The following is a 16,340-nucleotide window of genomic DNA, read 5'->3' on the forward strand; positions in this document are numbered from 1 at the left end:
TTTAATAAAAATACAAAATTCTTATGCTAACTATTATTATTTCAATGATGAATCGTGATTATTCACTAGTTTTATTAACTTTGCAGTGTCAGAAAATTCAGCATAATCATTAACAACAACTGTAATCACTCGATCTTTTCCTGGTTGTTGAGCTGTCGCAACTAGACATAATCCAGCGGCAACAGTATATCCCGTTTTTAATCCATCAACGTGCAAACTTTCATCGTAGAATGGTCTACCAGGTAGTAAACTATTTTCATTAAATAATGTTTGACCATCAACTTTTTCATATACTTGTTTGGCATCATCAATTGCCTTTGGATAAATTGATAGGACGTGATCGGCAATGATTGCGATACTCTTGGCTGAGATCATGTTGGCATCGTCTTTGCCACCGACTTGAGCGTAACCAAACTTAGCTAAGTCACTATTTTCTAGTCCTGATGATGACACAAAGGTAGCGTCTAAATGCCATGCCTTGGCTTGTTCGTTCATCATCTTGACGAACTTAACATTAGAACCTGCTACCCATTGACCCAACGCGATTGCCGCATTGTTGGATGATTGAACTAAAGCGGCCTTATATAAATCACTAACGGTGTACTTGTGGCCATCCTTGAACTTAAAGCCACCTAGTTCAACGTCGTCACCTAGTTTCTTTAGTCCCTTGTTACTGGTGTCGACTACTTGATTCCAGCCGTTGGTCTTTTCGGCCTTTTGAATCGCTAGATATAAGGTCATTAGTTTAGCTAATGATGCGACCTTAATCTTCTTGTCTCCGTTTTGTGAATAAATTACCTTATTCTTGGTAGAGTCTAGTGCCACAGCAGCACTCGCGTTCTTTACTTTGTCCTGTGACACCTTAATTAAGTCGGTCTTATAGGTTTGTGAATCTTGTTGGTAGTCAGGTTGATAACCTTGTTTTGAGTTTGTTATTTTGGTGTATTCTTGGCGAATAAATGAGAATGGATTATTAAATTGTTCGTATGCCCCTAATCCAATCGCCGCGACGAATATTATTGTTAGTCTTTTCACTGATTTTTTCATTCATTTTTACTTCCATTTATCATAATTTCACTATCTAAAGTTACCACGAAATCGTTGTTACGACAAGGTATCTAGCGCTTTAAAATTATTAATAAAAATATAAGTATTGCATTTAATTTTAATAAATAGTATAGTTGATTTAAATTGATAATTAATGTTTGGGGTGCCGGCATTCGGCTGAGATTCATACCCATAGTACCTGATTCAGGATAATCCCTGCGAAGGAAAACAACCCTTTTATTTTTAATGCTTTACTAATTTATAAAAATAAATTGGACTCCGAACACATATTGTTTGGGGTCCTTTTTTTCTGGAGGAAACTATGAAAAACACATGGTCACTTAGAAACATCATTTTACTTACATTAATCTCAATTATCTGTGGAATTATCTTTTTTGCCACAGGATTCTTATACAACGCAGTAAGTCTTGCACTTACTCCTTATGGTCTAGCACCTCTTGCTAACGATCTACTACTTGGACTTTGGATAATGGCAGCCCCACTTGCTGGTTTTATTTTCAAACGTCCTGGTGCTCCATTCTTAGCTGAAGTGATTGGTGCCATCGTTGAAATGTTCTTAGGTGGACAATGGGGAGTTGAAACAGTTGTCACTGGTATCGAACAAGGTATTGCAACTGAATTAGGTTTCGTTGCCACTAAATACAAACACTTTGATTGGTTAGGTTTAATTGCCACTACCATCTCAACTACTGTTATTACATTTATCTATGACTGGTTCAAGAATGGTTACAATGCTTATGCTATTCACCTACTTATCATTATGTTTATTGTCAGATTCATTTCTATTTTCATCTTTGGTGGTGTGTTATCCAAACTTATCGCCAACATGTTGGAAAAGAGTCACGTTATCAAATAATAGGAGTGTCATTTTTTGAATAACTTATCGATTAACAATTTGACATACCAATACACTGGTACTTCGAAGCCGACTTTTAAAAGGGTTAGCCTGGACTTCGAATCTAATCAAATGTCGTTGATATACAGTCCTTCTGGATCTGGTAAATCAACGCTTTTGAAGACAATCGCAGGATTTTATCCACAATACAACGACGGTACAATCAACGGCGTTATCAATTTTAATAATCAAAACATCTCAGAATTTTCAGAATGGCAATTACGTCAGACTATTTCCATGATGTTTCAAGATCCAATGCAACAATTCTGTATGACTACCGTGGAAGACGAATTCATATTCACACTTGAAAATCTTCAGATTCAACCTGATAAAATGAATCAAATTATTGAAGATGCTCTTTCTTTTACTCATACTAATGATTTAAGAAAACGTGATTTCAAGGCTCTTTCCGGTGGAGAAAAGCAAAAAGTTGCGCTAAGTATTATCGTAGCAATTAACGCTCCTGTGATTCTATTGGACGAACCATTCGCTAATGTCGATATCAAATCTCGTCTGGAACTAATTAGTCTATTGAGCCAGCTAAAAGAATCAGGCAAGATTGTCATCGGTATCGATCACGATCTTATGGGATACGAAAATCAAATCGATCAGTTAATTGGTTTTGATGAAGACGACACAACGTTTAAACCGTTAGATGATGCGGCAGTTTTTAAATTATTCAATCAATTTAACGACTCCACAAATCGTCCACTAACAAGCGAAGTTGTTGGAGAACCCATAATTAACTGTTCAGATTTATCAATTGCCAACTATGACATGAATTTAATAAATCATTTAGATTTAGACTTAATTAGAGCAAAGACAACCTTAATTACCGGTCCAAACGGATGTGGTAAATCAAGTTTGTTCAAAACATTTATCAAACAGCACGATTTTGATGGTGAAATTAATTTTAACCGCAAATCAATTCGCAAAATCCGTTTAAATAAATACTTACAAAACGTTGGAATGATTTTCCAAGAATCAACCAAGCAATTCATTAAAATCACTGTTGAAGACGAATTAGAACTATCCAAGAAGAATGCATTCAACAACTGGTTTAACGACAAACAAATCACAGAATTCACTCACCGTCTTGGTCTAGACGAGTTGTCCGATCGTGTCATTTACTCTTTAAGTGATGGCCAAAAAAAACGACTACAAATCCTAAGCATGGTTATGATGGGACACTCACTTCTTCTTTTAGACGAACCTTTTAATGGTATCAACATTGAATATATTGCCGTGGTTGTTGATTTATTGAATCAAGCAAAACAAAATGGTCAAACTCAATTACTTATATCTCATCAAACACATGGTCTAGAAAACTTAATTGATTACCATTTAGCCTTTGATAATCACAAACTATCTTATCAGGAGGCCTTTTAATGAATCCCGTATTAAAACTACTGATGATGTTAGTGATTGCACTGGAAATCTCATTTACAACATCAGTTAGACTAAATCTAGTTATTTTTATCGTTAGTCTAATTTATCTAATCTTTTTCGCTTCTTTCAAGCGAATTATATACTTATTATTTGTTACATTAATTCCTGCGATCGGAATTTATTTCGCTCAAAAGATTAATGGTAATTATCAATATGGTATCTTATTGGTGACACGTCTATATGCGTTTGTCACCCTTGGTGGAACCTACACTTGTAGAACATCCATCGAGGATTTGGCTGGAAGTCTAGAACAAAACTTTCGCGTACCCAGCAAGTTTGCCTACGGAGTCATGGGAGCCTTTAACTTGATTGAAACTATCAAACAAGAAATTATTGATATCAAGTTAGCTGCTAAAATGAGAAACGTACACTTATCGTATGTTTCACCTACCCTTTACTTCAAGTCAATCCTGGCTGCGATGAACTGGTCCACCCTACTAGCCCAAGGAATGAATTCGCATTTATTTGTTGAAGGAAGTAGCAGAACCCATTTTAAAAAAATAACAATTAAAACCACTGACTACCTAATTTTGATAGTCGTACTTATTGCTATCCAAATTATCCTAATTTTTTAGACTTTATTTTTCTACTTATACTAAAATAAGTTATAATGTAATTGTCGGATGGATTTTGTTAGGAGGGTTCTTATGAATCGTAAATTGAATAAGATTGCTGAAGAAATTGTTACTTATCAGAAAAATAATGATATCCCAGATACATTATTGGCTTATAACCTACATTTTAGTGTAGAAGAGTTGCATGACATTAAGAGCATGCGTAGATCTCCAAATAAGGATGAAGTAAATATAATCAAACAAAAATTAGGCTAAGCAAAAAAGAACCCGAAAAATCGGGTTCCTTTTTTTATTACATATCGCCTTTTCTTCTTAGGCGTTGTTCATCTAGATAAGCATAGATGTATTCAAAACCAACTTCAACAATGTCATTTAAAGGAATCTTTTGACCATATATGAAGAAGTTAACTGTTTCATCCAATAGGCTGAACTTCATTGATTCAGGTCCAATCTTTTCCGGGTAACCCAAGAAGTTACTGCCAGACTTCAATTGTAATCTGATCAATTGGTGCTTATTCATCGATTGAGTCAAGATAGCATTTAAATTATCCTCAGTACTGTCGAATTCACGTGAATCGTTTAATACCGGTTGTGAAGCATTATTGTCAGCGATGTTTTGGTCCTTCATTAGTTGAACCAATTCAAGGTAGTCGTTGCCAACGGTGACTCGTTGGATGCCATTCATTCGAATGAAGACATAGCCACCAAATTGACCAGACATGTCGACCACCTTTAGGATGGCTCCACTGTCGTTTAACATGATGACCTCACCAACATAGAAGAAGTGGTCATTGTATCTACAACGGACTTCGACTAGATTGTGATGATGAAATGAGTCGTTCAACAAATCAATAATGTTGTTGATTGATTCAGCTGTCTTAGCAATGTTATTTTCTTTAACCTTATCCATCACCTTACTCATGACGCTAAGTTCACGACCCTGAAATTCAATAATCATGCTTTGATTAAAGCCCATGGTTACTAATTCATTTTGCATGAAGTCAAACTTGTTAATGCGGAGGAACTTAAAGGAATCATTGTTGATTTTCTTAACCATCCCTGTGTAGAAACGTTCCGCATCATTGTCGTGAATTAGGATAACCTCTTGGTTTAAGTATGCTTGAATTAAAATTTGTGGGAACAAGTTATTGTTAGTATCAAAATGAAGTTCGCTGGGTTTGGATTCCATTAATCCTTCATCTTTGGCGATTAGCATCTTTTCTTTAATGCTGTCTAGGTCTTCACTTTGACGCTCCACGCTCTCGATGATGGCAGTCTTCATTGCGACGTATCCATCGGCTAGACCGCTTGATTCGTATGTGGCAATGATAACCTCGTCATCGTTGTAAGTTTCAATATAGCCGGTATAGAAAATATCGCCAGTATTTAGATAGATATTCACCAGTTGTTTCTTGCTCATTGCTGCATTTAAATCTGCAATGATAGAGTTCATAAACATCCCTCACTCTATGATATCGCGTTACTCATAAATCTAGCTAACTCTTCGCCAGATTTGTGCGCACTTAACGCAATGATTAATTTAATACGTGCTTTTTGTCCGTTTAGGCCGTGACAGAATTCTAAGCCCATTTCTTCCAGTTGGATTCCTCCACCTTCGTAGGCGTAGATATCTTGGGCAACCCCACTTAGACATCTGGAAACTAAAATGACTGGTATGTTTCTGTCGACTAAACGTTTTACTGAATCTAATGTTTCAGGAGGTAGGTTACCAGCACCTAGTCCTTCGATTACTAGACCGTTAGTTTGATCATTATCTAAAGCGTCAAACAAGGTTCCGTCCATACCGGCAAAAGCCTTGATTAGATAAACGTGGTCCACTAGTGAATCGATGTTGACGACTTCACTTTGGATTAGTTCTTGGTAAAATGTTGGTTCATGTTTGGAAATAATTCCGATCGGACCAAAGGTTGGTGTTCTAAAAGTCGCCACATTTGTAGTGTGGGTCTTAGTAACGTATCTGGCAGTGTGAATTTCATCGTTCATTGCCACCAAGACACCCTTGTTCTTAGCTTGTGGGCTAGCAGCGGTTGCTGCAGCGTTCAATAGATTGTATAGACCATCTGAACCAATTTCGTTTGATGAACGCATGGCCCCAGTTACGACGACTGGAAAATCGTTGGCCAAAGTTAAGTCCAAGAAATACGCAGTTTCTTCTAGGGTATCGGTACCGTGGGTAACTACGACACCATCGTATCCTTGCTTTCTTGCTTCCTTAATTCGATTAGCGATTTCAAGCATTCTATCAGGGGTCATATGTGGAGATGGTAAGTTAAAAATCTCCTCATTAGTAATATCGATTCCTTGGTTTAATAAATTATCTTGTTGATTGGCGATTGGATTTTGTTCGTTTTGAACAACTTCCCCGCTTTCGTCTTGAGACATTGAAATAGTTCCACCGGTGTGAATTGCTAAAATATGCTTCAAGATTATCCCCCCTCGTTTCTATCAAATAGTACTTTCCATTGTACATTATATTTGTGAAAGTGAACAATTATATTCATTATAAGGATTGCTTTTTTTTAGAAATTCGTCTAATATTGAATTACAAAATTAAATCAGTTATTGCCTATATATTTACCATAATAAGGTTGGTAAGTTTCTACCCGGAACCGTAAAGTTCGGACTATAAGCAAAAAGATGAAGGTCTCTTTGCTTTTTCTAGCATTGAGGCTTTTTTATTTTTCAGGGTAATAATTAAATATTAGGAGGAATTTTGTTTGGATAATCATGAAAGCAAATTGCAACAGGTATCCCAATTTAAGGCTGCCATTTTAGGTTTCCAACACTTGTTAGCAATGTATTCAGGTGACGTTATCGTCCCATTGCTAATTGGTGCTTTCTTACACTTCAATGCAGCTCAAATGACTTACCTGGTTTCTGCAGATATTTTTATGTGTGGGATTGCCACACTATTACAACTTAAGAAGACCCCACTTACTGGGATTGGTCTTCCTGTTGTATTGGGATGTGCGGTACAAGTTATCACACCACTTGAAACTATTGGTGGTACTTTAGGTGTCGCATATATTTATGGAGCTATTATTTGTTCAGGTTTATTCGTATTTTTAATCTCAGGACTTTTCGCGAAACTACGTAAGTTCTTCCCACCAGTAGTTACTGGTTCACTAATTACCATCATTGGTTTCTCATTAGTACCAGTTGCCGTTCAAAACTTGGGTGGTGGAAATGCTTCAGCTAAGAACTTCGCCGACCCTCACGATTTAATCGTCGGTCTAATTACCATGGCCGTTATTATCTTGATTAACATCTTTGGAAAAGGTTTCTTCAGATCAATATCTGTATTGGTTGGAATGGTAGTCGGAACAGTGATTGCTTATGCACTTGGCATGATTTCATTTGCTTCAGTCGCTCAGGCTAGCTGGTTCCACTTCCCACAACCTTTCTACTTCGGCACACCTCACTTCAGTTGGTCAGCTATTCTAACCATGATTTTAGTATCACTAACTACCATGGTGGAATCAACCGGTGTCTTCTTGGCACTTGGTGATTTAACTGGTCGTAAACTAAGTGAAAAAGACCTAGCTAACGGTTACCGTGCTGAAGGAATTGCCGCTATGCTTGGTGGTATCTTCAACACCTTCCCATACTCAACTTTCTCAGAAAACGTTGGTGTGGTTCAACTATCAGGTATTAAAACTAAACGTCCAATCTACTACGCCGGATTATTTCTATTAATCTTAGGTCTACTTCCTAAGGCTGGTGCTGTGGCAACGGTAATTCCAAGTTCAGTACTTGGTGGTGCCATGGTTGTAATGTTTGGTATGGTTGGTGTTCAAGGTATCCGTATTTTACAAAACGTTGACTTTAACAAGAATGCGAACCTATTAATCGTTGCCCTATCTGTTGGTACTGGTATTGGTGTAACAGTTTACCCACAAATCTTCAGATCACTTCCACAAGCTGCTCAAATCATCTTAGACAATGGTATCGTTGTTGGTGGTTTCTTAGCCGTCCTATTAAGTTTCTTATTTAGCTTAACTGGTCAAATTGAATTGGAAGATTAATCAATGTAAAATGATAACCATCATGTATAATATGCATGATGGTTATTTTTTTGGAGGCAATTATGGATAATAACGAAAGATTTTACGAACCCAAAAACTCAAAAGACGCAATGCGTTTTATCGAACGTTTATTCAACTCATACAAGGATTCTCCTTTGACCCAATCTCTATTGGTATACCACCAAAAGTTGATTAATCAATTGAGAGACAATATCGAACCCGCTGCTAAAACCGAAGGAATTGAAAGTCGTGTTAAAGCAGCGCAAAACATGCAACGCATCATGGCAGACTGGGTACAAATCAAGATGGCCGGCAAACCTTACAACGGTCGTATGCACCACTTTGATTTCCAGCCTGATTCAGCTCAACAAAAATTCAAACGAAACAACATTAAACTTTCAAATAACGGTGGTCATCAATCAAGTCGCCACTAAAAAAAGCCGCTTTTACAAGCGACTTTTTTATTTACTCTTTTTGCTTCTCATACATAACAAGATGTAGCAAAGAATTCCGGCAACTACAAAGATGAAACCATCAGTAATCGCAACACTATCAATCCCTCGATAAAAGGCATTGTGAACGATGGATAATAATGATGGGTTATGCATCTTTTCGGCGATTTCACTACCCGCAAATGGTCCAGCGTTTTGGAACACGTGCATCAATGAATCACCCATCCTAGATGTAACTAAGTGATTGTTGTAGGTATCGGTCAAGGCTAATCCTAGTACGACTAGCCCTAGACTTGTTCCGAATTGTTTACCAACGTTTAGTAATCCAGATGTCATCCCAATTTCCTTTGGTTCAACGGAACTAACGGCAATGTTAGATGATAGCGGATTAACGAATGCATTGGCCAAACCTAGGGTAACAAAGGTAGGAATAAAACCGTACCAGTGGTTTTGGTTACCCAAGAAGACCGGTAGGACAAACATCCCGACACCGGCTAGGACTAATACGAAACTGATGATTAGTCCCGGATCAATCTTAGTGACAATCTTACCTGAAATAGGGCCAATCACAAGTGAAAACGCACTAATTAGCATTAGTTGAGCCCCACTTTGTAGTGCTGAATAGCCCATGTAATTTTGTGATAACACGATGATGTAGCTAAATGCTGCATAGATGGCAATTCCCAATGTTAGGTTGGAAATGGCACTTCCCACTACCTGTCTGTTTTTAAGCAAACCAAGATCTAGCATTGGACTTGAAAAGTACTTTTCCCAAACGGCAAAAATGGCGATTAGAATGACACCAGCAGCCAATAAGACAAATACGTGCATATCAAACCAAGAGTATCTATAGTGGGTTTCTTTTTGAATTAAACCTAAAATAATACAGAACATAAAGGCAAATGATAATAGCATTCCGATAAAGTCGATTTTGCCACTATTGAATGTCTTAGAAGTTGGAATATATCTTACACTCATGAATAGTGCGATTACACCGATTGGGATATTCATCCAAAAGATGGATTCCCAACTAAAGAAGCTAAGCAGTATTCCCCCGAATAGTGGACCAAGCGCAGTGGATAGACCCGCGACGCTTCCCCAGATTCCAAGAGCTAGTCCTCTTGATGGTCCTTCAAAGATGTCGGCAATGATACTCATGGAAAGGCTAAGCATTCCAGCACCACCGATTCCTTGAATTCCACGGAAGATGATTAACCAAGTAATACTTGGTGCGACACTACATGCTAGTGAGAAAGCAGAGAATAATACCAAACTAATGATAAAAATGCGTTTTCTCCCTATTAAGTCCCCTAACTTAGAAATTAGGAACAACACGGCCGCAAACATTAATGTATAAGCATTAATGACCCATTGTAACTGGCTAAAACTACTGTTGAAGCTAGTCTGAATGGTTGGTAAAGCAACGTTTACAACGGTCACATCCAAAAGACCCATGAAGAATCCAAGGCAGACTGCGACCAGTGCAAACCATTTATTTCGACTTTGCATAACAAGTCTCCTTCGTATAATATTTCCTTCGCGCCTATCTAACGCGAGCCCACCTGTCGATATGCCTATCGATTGTTCCCACCGAGGAAACTATACCTTTTTCACTAATATAATATATTACATTAATATTATATTTTCGACTAGTAAAAGCTATTTACTAGCAAGTTAACACACCTATTTGTATAATAATCTTCTATTAAAGAATAGGTGGTGGATTGATGAATTACGATAAATATTTAGATGATTTAAAATACGAGGATGCCGATACTGTCCTAGGTAGTGTCATGAGTGCGGCTGGTTTCCCTAAAATCGAAAACATCGAGGATGCTTGTGACGTCGCATACCTATCAGGAAACGAATCCGATCGAAAAATCATCGAACAACATCAGCCTATGTTTTATAACACCTTTGAACACCGTCTAGTGAACAAACAAGACGTTACCAACATCATTAAACAACTAAACGCAAACAAAAAGTGAAACCAAAAAATGATTTCACTTTTTATCTGATATAGTTTTAATTTTATTTCAATAAGTGATAATCTATCAATTGTAGACAGCTAAAGGAGGGATGGAAATGAGACTATTATTAGGTGAATTTATCGGAACCTACATAATGTTATCTTTGGGATTAGTAACCAGTGTTATCATTAACTATTTCTTATTTCCAAAAGGTCAGAACCGTTTTATTACCGGATTTTACTGGGGTATTAGTATCCTGATTCCATCCCTGCTAACGACTTTCTTTTTCGGCACCGCCGAATATAATCCGGTTGTTTCGCTAACCCTAGCCGTTAATCATCAAATTCACTGGTGGCTAATGATTGGTGAAGTGATTACCCAAATTCTCGGTGCCTGGCTAGCATCCCTAACCGTTAAGGCCGTTTGGTCAAAATGGTTGGCTAGTCTTCCCTTGAACTTGAACTTCTATGCGACCGTCCCTCGTGACGTCAATAATTGGAAGCGTAACTTCAAGTGGGAAATCATCGGGACCTTCTTGATTATCGTTAATACAGAAATGCAAAATGACATCAATGCTCAATGGTGGATCAAGACCTTATTCTCATCATTACTAATGATGATTATCATAAGTATCGTTGCTCCAATCACTGGAGCCGCATTTAATCCTACTCGTGATTTAGTTCCTCGTTTCTTCTTTTCCAGAACTTACGATAAACGATTATCACAATGGAGATATGCGGTGGTCCCTTTCTTAGGACCTATCATTGGTGCCATTTTAGGAATTATCTTTTCAGTTATCTTTAGTCATTTTGTTTACAAGTCATGATGGCAAATGCATTTTCACCGGTATGAACTGAAACAATTGATGAAGTATATTGAACTAATACGTTAACGTTTGGGAATTGTTCTTCCAGACGTTTTTTTAATGCCATCGCAAATTCGTCACTACCAGTGTAACTGATACCGATGAACTTGTAGTTGGTGTTGGCGTTAGTTTCAAAGAATTGGTCTAACCACTTAGTAATGGTCTTCTTACCGCGACCCTTTAGTTGTAGCTTTAGGTCATCTGGTAGTAGTTGGAAGACAACGTGTAAGTTCATCATCTTTGAGATGATACCAGTTGCCTTGCTGATACGACCACCCTTTACTAGGTTTTCCAATGTGCTTACACCGATGTATAGTTCGGAGTTTTCAATATCTTGATTAACGTGGTCGATGATTTGATCACGAGTGTAATCACCTGATTGAGCCATCTTAGCTGCTTCAACTACTAGGAAACCTAGACTTTGGTCGATGTAGTGAGTGTTAACCACTTTAACGTCCCCGTCAGCGATTTCACTAGCTTGGCTAGCTGCGTGAACAGTTCCGCTTAATAAATCGGTCATGTGTAGTGATAAGACAGTGTCTCCGTCCTTAGTTAGTTCGTTGTATACTTCAACGAATTGACCGATTGAAGGTTGACTAGTAGTAGGGAAATCACCCTTTGGATTATCTTTGATGTATTGAATTAGTTTTTGACCATTCATATCAATGCCATCTTGGTAAGCGTCGTTACCAATGTTGACGTTCAATGGTATTACTTTGATGTCGTATTTATTAACAGTTTCTTCTGGAATTAATGCTGTTGAATCCGTCACAATTTTAATCATGTTATATCTCCTCGAATTCTTATTCTACCTATATAATAACGGTATTTAGAATATTTTTCAGTAATTATTTATCTAAATTTGGATTTATTCAAGGAAATAAAAAAGCCACCGTATATTCGGTAGCTTTTCATAATTATTTTTCATCAATTGTGGCTTGAATCTTACCTAATAGTAAGCGACAGATTGGGCCAACAATCACTAATTGTAGTGGTAATGCTAAGCATAGGTTTAAGATCCATGCACGGCCATACATTGCCCATGTGATATTTTCAAAACCAAAGGTAACGATGATACCAAATAGTGACATTAAGGTCACCATGCCAAGTACCATCATAGTTGAAATGCATAGCGCAATCTTAATTGGTGTTTGTTCCCATTCAGGTTTGAATATATAATTGAAAAAGATAGCTTTAACGAGTGGGCCAACTAACACTAAATCTAAGATGGCGGCAACTACTAATGCAAGTGGGTATCCCACTAATACTTCGATGATAAAACCGGCGTGAATTCCGCTAGCCATCGCGATGTTATATGCTTCCATAACGATAACCATAAGTCCGGCCATCATCCCTGTAAACATTAATTCCTCTTTAAATCCTCTAGGCATAATATACCCCTTTCTTTTATCTCTATTATTTAGCCTAGCACATCAAAAATTTTTTCATAAGTTACAATTCTGTTACAAATTACATATCAATGCTAAACGAAAGGAGGAACCATCTTGAATCGAATCGGAATCAGAGACTTAGTCGAATTCACACTGAGAAGCGGTGACTTAAACGCCCGTTTAAACAGTTCCAATACCGCCAGAAAAGGTGCCCAAATTCATCGCAAACTCCAAAAGAGCAAGTACATGCACTTTGAAAGTGAATACTATTTGGATACGAAACTAAAGATCAACGACATCGACTTTCACATTGAAGGCCGTGCTGATGGTGTCTTAATCGACGGTAAGAATGCCGAAATCATCGAGATTAAGACGTCCGACGTTGAATTTAAGGACTTACCGGAAAGCATCATGACACTTTACTGGGGTCAAGTGAAGGTCTACGCCTATTTCTTGATGCAAAAGTTCGATGAGCTAAATGAGGTCAAACTAACCCTCACCTACGTTCAAACGCCAGATGAAGTCATCTCAGATAACGAGATCACCATCAGTCGAGAAGAGGCCAAGCAGTTCTTCGACAACCTTATCAGTGAATATGAAGAATGGTTGAAGTTAAGAACCGACATCATTAAGGAAAGAAACAAGACCGCCAATCAAATGGCCTTTCCGTTTAAAGAATTCCGACACGGTCAACGTAACTTCTCCGCGGTTGTCTACAAGACAATCGCCAATCACAAGCACTTGTTTGCCCAAGCCCCTACTGGAACCGGGAAAACCATTTCGACACTTTTCCCCGCTGTTAAGTCGATGGGACAAGAACTATCCAATCGAATTTTCTATCTTACAGCAAAACAAAGTACGCGTATTGTCGCCAAGGAAGCAATGGACTTGATGATGGATAAAGGACTAAAGGCAAAGACAATCACTCTAACCGCCAAGGAAAAGATTACCTTTGAGGCCGAAAAGGATTTGAAACCCGAAGATAACCCCTACATGATTGGTTACTACGACCGTTTGAAACCAGCCATTAAAGATGTGTTAGAACATGTCGATCAAATCGACTTCGACGTCATTCAACAATACGCTGAACAATACAAGATTGACCCATTTGAATTCTCACTGGACCTCAGTCAATTCTGTGACGTCATCATCTGTGACTACAACTATCTATTCGATCCACAGGTGCACCTCCAACGTTTCTTCACGGTCGAGGATCCCGACAACATCTTTTTAATCGACGAAGCTCACAACCTGGTCAACCGTTCCCGTGAAATGTACTCGTCGGCAATCTCCAACAAAGTGTTACCCGACTTAATCAAGGTCACCAAGGACCAAGAGGATAATGAAAGACTGCATAAGGCGTTGAAATCATTTCGCCGTTCATACACCCTAAACGTCAAGCCACTGACCGAAAGCCACGAGGAATATGTCCACTTGGATAATCCACCAAGCGCTTTTGTCAAACAACTCAACAAGCTTTGCGATGTCATCTCCGATTGGCTCGGTAAGGAAGAAAAGGATGAAGAGTTAAACGATGCGATTGTCGATTACTACTTCACCCTTCTTAGTTTTCAACGCATCGCCGAACTATACGATGATACATTTAAGACCAGAATGTTTTATGACCGTGACCAAAACGTCATCATCAAGTTATTCTGCATGGACCCCAGTCCGTTTATCGGTGAATCACTCAAGCTCGGTGGTAGTGCCGTCTTGTTCTCGGCCACCCTTTCACCAATGGAATACTATCAACGCGTCTTGGGGGATGAAGAGGACAGTCTGGTCTATGAAATCGATTCGCCTTTCAATCCGCAAAACCAACAGGTGATTATTACCAACTACATTCAAACCACCTACTCCAAGCGAAAGAGTAGCATTCAACCAATTGTTGATACTATCAATGCGATGATTAACAGCAAGAACGGTCATTATCTAATCTTCTTGCCATCTGGTAAGTATCTAAACGATGTCGTCGAAGCATTTGAAAAGCAAAATCCAACCGTCGACGTCCTAGTCCAGGAAAATGAAATGAGTCCCGAGGAACGTCAATCATTCATCGATACGTTTAAACGTGATGACGATGACACTTTGGTCGGATTTGCCCTACTAGGTGGCATCTTCTGTGAGGGAATCGACCTTAAGGGTAGTCACCTCATCGGGGTCGGAATTATCTCGGTTGGCCTACCCGGATTAAATCCGGAAAACGACCTCATTAGGTACTTCTTTGACGCCGAAAACGGTCATGGCTTTGACTTTGCCTACCAACTACCGGGATTAAACAATGTCTTTCAGGCCGCCGGTCGACTCATTCGAACCAACCAGGATGTCGGAAACGTCGTCTTAATGGATCAACGATTCAAACAAAATCGTTACCAAAAGCTATTCCCAAGAAATTGGCACCAGGGTCAATTATCGACTGCTTTTAACATTAATCAGACTAAACAAAAATTGAATCACTTTTGGCAACAACACTAAAAAAGACTTACGGAAAATCCGTAAGTCTTTTTTAATTATTTATTTTTCGCGTGCGACACAGACACCTTCTGGAACATGAACATCCTTTTGAACAACGGTTAACTTACCGCTGTTAACATCACGTTCGTATAAGGTAGCGTCGTTAGTGTTTTGGTTAACGACAACCATGAACTTTTCATCGCTACTGAAGTTAAAGTCTCGTGGAAAGTCACCTTCAGTGCTTGCTAATTGAATTAGTTCAACCTTACCGTTGTCTTTAACTTCAAAGACCGCAATACTGTTGTTACCTCGGTTAGAAACATAGACAAACTTACCATCACTGGATAAACGGATAGCAGCGGCACCGTTGTGTTCTGTCCAGTCATCTGGAATAGTAGCAACGATGTGATCTAGGTGGAAGCTACCATCTGTCTTATCGTAATTAACGACGGCTAACTTACTGCTTAATTCACCGACGATGAATGCAACGTGTTTTTGTTCATCGAAGACAACATGACGTGGACCAAATCCAGCTTCCATCTTTAATGTAGAAACTTCGGTTAGTTCACCATTGTCTGCGATGTCGTATACGTAAACCATGTCTTGGCCTAAGTCAACAACGGCTAGACGACCATCTGGAGTTAAGTCAGCATAGTGAGGATGTGCACCACTTTGTTGTTCTGGACGTGGACCAACATTACCTTCGTGAACAACCTTGTTTAAGTAGGATAGTGAACCGTCTTCTTCAATTTTATATACCATTACTTCACCGGTGTGGTAGTTGGCAGTGTAAACAAATTGACGACCTTCATCAACAGTAATGTATGCTGGGTTGGTATCTTCGTTTAAACAAACATTGATTTCATTAGCGGGACGAGTTGAATTATCTAGTGCTAATGCACCACCTTTACCATTGTCACCCTTATCGATGGCATATAAACGGTTTGCTTTTGAAACAGCTACATATGTTGGGTTACCAGCTTTGGCAACCAATTGTAAATTTTGTAATTGCTTTTTGTTTTCATCTAATTCGATTTCATAAATACCTTCACTTGTATCCCTAGTGTAAGTACCGATTAAGAATTTTTCAGTCATAATTAAATCTCACTTTCGCTTAAAATTTAATATCTCCTCTCTATTATTGCATATTTTGACATTAATGCTAAATAGTTAAT

The 16,340-nt window shown here is 38.4% G+C and carries 16 protein-coding genes and 2 riboswitches; of the genes, 9 read left to right on the top strand and 7 right to left on the bottom strand.

The genetic code is table 11. The features are described 5' to 3' along the window. Window positions 1-36: 36 nt before the first annotated feature. Window positions 37-1,047, bottom strand: a complete 1,011-nt coding sequence (locus tag RZ79_RS05470; RefSeq protein WP_054450444.1) for a D-alanyl-D-alanine carboxypeptidase family protein — start codon at window positions 1,045-1,047, stop codon at window positions 37-39. A gap of 149 nt (window positions 1,048-1,196) precedes the next feature. Then, a riboswitch (TPP riboswitch) is annotated at window positions 1,197-1,291 on the top strand. A gap of 78 nt (window positions 1,292-1,369) precedes the next feature. Here RZ79_RS05470 and RZ79_RS05475 point away from each other — a divergent pair. The 4 genes from RZ79_RS05475 (at window position 1,370) to RZ79_RS05490 (ending at window position 4,242) form a co-directional block, all read left to right on the top strand. Beyond that, complete coding sequence (locus tag RZ79_RS05475) at window positions 1,370-1,924, top strand: ECF transporter S component (protein ID WP_054450447.1); 555 nt, start codon at window positions 1,370-1,372, stop codon at window positions 1,922-1,924. Between the two features lie 15 nt (window positions 1,925-1,939). Next, on the top strand, window positions 1,940-3,352 hold the full coding sequence (locus RZ79_RS05480; RefSeq protein ID WP_054450449.1) for an ATP-binding cassette domain-containing protein: 1,413 nt from the start codon (window positions 1,940-1,942) through the stop codon (window positions 3,350-3,352). Further along, a complete protein-coding gene (locus RZ79_RS05485) occupies window positions 3,352-3,987 on the top strand; it encodes an energy-coupling factor transporter transmembrane component T family protein (RefSeq protein WP_054450451.1) in 636 nt (211 codons plus the stop codon). Before RZ79_RS05480 ends, RZ79_RS05485 begins: the two co-directional genes overlap by 1 nt. 72 nt (window positions 3,988-4,059) lie before the next feature. Beyond that, entirely contained in the window at window positions 4,060-4,242 is a 183-nt protein-coding gene (locus RZ79_RS05490) for an LBP_cg2779 family protein (protein ID WP_054450452.1), read from the top strand. Between the two features lie 37 nt (window positions 4,243-4,279). Here RZ79_RS05490 and RZ79_RS05495 read toward each other — a convergent pair whose 3' ends face one another. Further along, entirely contained in the window at window positions 4,280-5,440 is a 1,161-nt protein-coding gene (locus tag RZ79_RS05495; protein ID WP_054450453.1) for a hypothetical protein, read from the bottom strand. A gap of 14 nt (window positions 5,441-5,454) precedes the next feature. Beyond that, window positions 5,455-6,435, bottom strand: a complete 981-nt coding sequence (locus tag RZ79_RS05500) for an asparaginase (protein WP_272946297.1) — start codon at window positions 6,433-6,435, stop codon at window positions 5,455-5,457. 119 nt (window positions 6,436-6,554) lie between these two features. Further along, a riboswitch (purine riboswitch) is annotated at window positions 6,555-6,654 on the top strand. 71 nt (window positions 6,655-6,725) lie between these two features. On the opposite strand from RZ79_RS05500, the gene RZ79_RS05505 reads away from it, so the two are divergent. Further along, a complete protein-coding gene (locus RZ79_RS05505) occupies window positions 6,726-8,033 on the top strand; it encodes a nucleobase:cation symporter-2 family protein (protein ID WP_054450457.1) in 1,308 nt (435 codons plus the stop codon). A gap of 62 nt (window positions 8,034-8,095) precedes the next feature. Then, window positions 8,096-8,467, top strand: coding sequence for a hypothetical protein (locus RZ79_RS05510; RefSeq protein ID WP_053791993.1), 372 nt, complete (start codon window positions 8,096-8,098; stop codon window positions 8,465-8,467). A 27-nt stretch (window positions 8,468-8,494) separates the two neighbouring features. Here RZ79_RS05510 and RZ79_RS05515 read toward each other — a convergent pair whose 3' ends face one another. Then, entirely contained in the window at window positions 8,495-9,994 is a 1,500-nt protein-coding gene (locus RZ79_RS05515) for an MFS transporter (RefSeq protein WP_054450458.1), read from the bottom strand. Window positions 9,995-10,212: 218 nt separating this feature from the next. Here RZ79_RS05515 and RZ79_RS05520 point away from each other — a divergent pair, with 218 nt between their 5' ends. Beyond that, window positions 10,213-10,473: a hypothetical protein gene (locus RZ79_RS05520; RefSeq protein ID WP_041153010.1), complete on the top strand. Its 261-nt coding sequence runs from the start codon at window positions 10,213-10,215 to the stop codon at window positions 10,471-10,473. 97 nt (window positions 10,474-10,570) lie between these two features. Next, window positions 10,571-11,281 carry an MIP/aquaporin family protein gene (locus tag RZ79_RS05525; protein ID WP_041153011.1) on the top strand — a complete coding sequence of 237 codons (711 nt, stop codon included), beginning with the start codon at window positions 10,571-10,573 and terminating at the stop codon, window positions 11,279-11,281. Here the strand turns inward: RZ79_RS05525 and RZ79_RS05530 are convergent. Both RZ79_RS05530 and RZ79_RS05535 read right to left on the bottom strand, forming a co-directional pair. Beyond that, window positions 11,256-12,104, bottom strand: a complete 849-nt coding sequence (locus RZ79_RS05530; RefSeq protein ID WP_041153012.1) for a DegV family protein — start codon at window positions 12,102-12,104, stop codon at window positions 11,256-11,258. The genes RZ79_RS05525 and RZ79_RS05530 overlap by 26 nt on opposite strands. Window positions 12,105-12,237: 133 nt before the next feature. Next, window positions 12,238-12,711, bottom strand: a complete 474-nt coding sequence (locus tag RZ79_RS05535) for a DUF2798 domain-containing protein (RefSeq protein WP_041153013.1) — start codon at window positions 12,709-12,711, stop codon at window positions 12,238-12,240. Between the two features lie 111 nt (window positions 12,712-12,822). On the opposite strand from RZ79_RS05535, the gene RZ79_RS05540 reads away from it, so the two are divergent. Next, a complete protein-coding gene (locus RZ79_RS05540; RefSeq protein WP_054450459.1) occupies window positions 12,823-15,186 on the top strand; it encodes an ATP-dependent DNA helicase in 2,364 nt (787 codons plus the stop codon). Between the two features lie 39 nt (window positions 15,187-15,225). Here the strand turns inward: RZ79_RS05540 and RZ79_RS05545 are convergent, their stop codons facing one another. Continuing rightward, window positions 15,226-16,260, bottom strand: coding sequence for a lactonase family protein (locus RZ79_RS05545; RefSeq protein ID WP_054450460.1), 1,035 nt, complete (start codon window positions 16,258-16,260; stop codon window positions 15,226-15,228). Between the last annotated feature and the right edge of the window lie 80 nt (window positions 16,261-16,340).

Source organism: Apilactobacillus kunkeei DSM 12361 = ATCC 700308 (genome assembly GCF_001281265.1).
GTDB lineage: Bacteria > Bacillota > Bacilli > Lactobacillales > Lactobacillaceae > Apilactobacillus > Apilactobacillus kunkeei.

Coding starts and splice junctions, on each gene's coding strand:
- RZ79_RS05470 (WP_054450444.1), bottom strand. CDS start 1,047: ATGAAAAAATCAGTGAAAAGACTAACAATAATATTCGTCGCGGCGATT.
- RZ79_RS05475 (WP_054450447.1), top strand. CDS start 1,370: ATGAAAAACACATGGTCACTTAGAAACATCATTTTACTTACATTAATC.
- RZ79_RS05485 (WP_054450451.1), top strand. CDS start 3,352: ATGAATCCCGTATTAAAACTACTGATGATGTTAGTGATTGCACTGGAA.
- RZ79_RS05490 (WP_054450452.1), top strand. CDS start 4,060: ATGAATCGTAAATTGAATAAGATTGCTGAAGAAATTGTTACTTATCAG.
- RZ79_RS05495 (WP_054450453.1), bottom strand. CDS start 5,440: ATGAACTCTATCATTGCAGATTTAAATGCAGCAATGAGCAAGAAACAA.
- RZ79_RS05510 (WP_053791993.1), top strand. CDS start 8,096: ATGGATAATAACGAAAGATTTTACGAACCCAAAAACTCAAAAGACGCA.
- RZ79_RS05515 (WP_054450458.1), bottom strand. CDS start 9,994: ATGCAAAGTCGAAATAAATGGTTTGCACTGGTCGCAGTCTGCCTTGGA.
- RZ79_RS05520 (WP_041153010.1), top strand. CDS start 10,213: ATGAATTACGATAAATATTTAGATGATTTAAAATACGAGGATGCCGAT.
- RZ79_RS05525 (WP_041153011.1), top strand. CDS start 10,571: ATGAGACTATTATTAGGTGAATTTATCGGAACCTACATAATGTTATCT.
- RZ79_RS05530 (WP_041153012.1), bottom strand. CDS start 12,104: ATGATTAAAATTGTGACGGATTCAACAGCATTAATTCCAGAAGAAACT.
- RZ79_RS05535 (WP_041153013.1), bottom strand. CDS start 12,711: ATGCCTAGAGGATTTAAAGAGGAATTAATGTTTACAGGGATGATGGCC.
- RZ79_RS05545 (WP_054450460.1), bottom strand. CDS start 16,260: ATGACTGAAAAATTCTTAATCGGTACTTACACTAGGGATACAAGTGAA.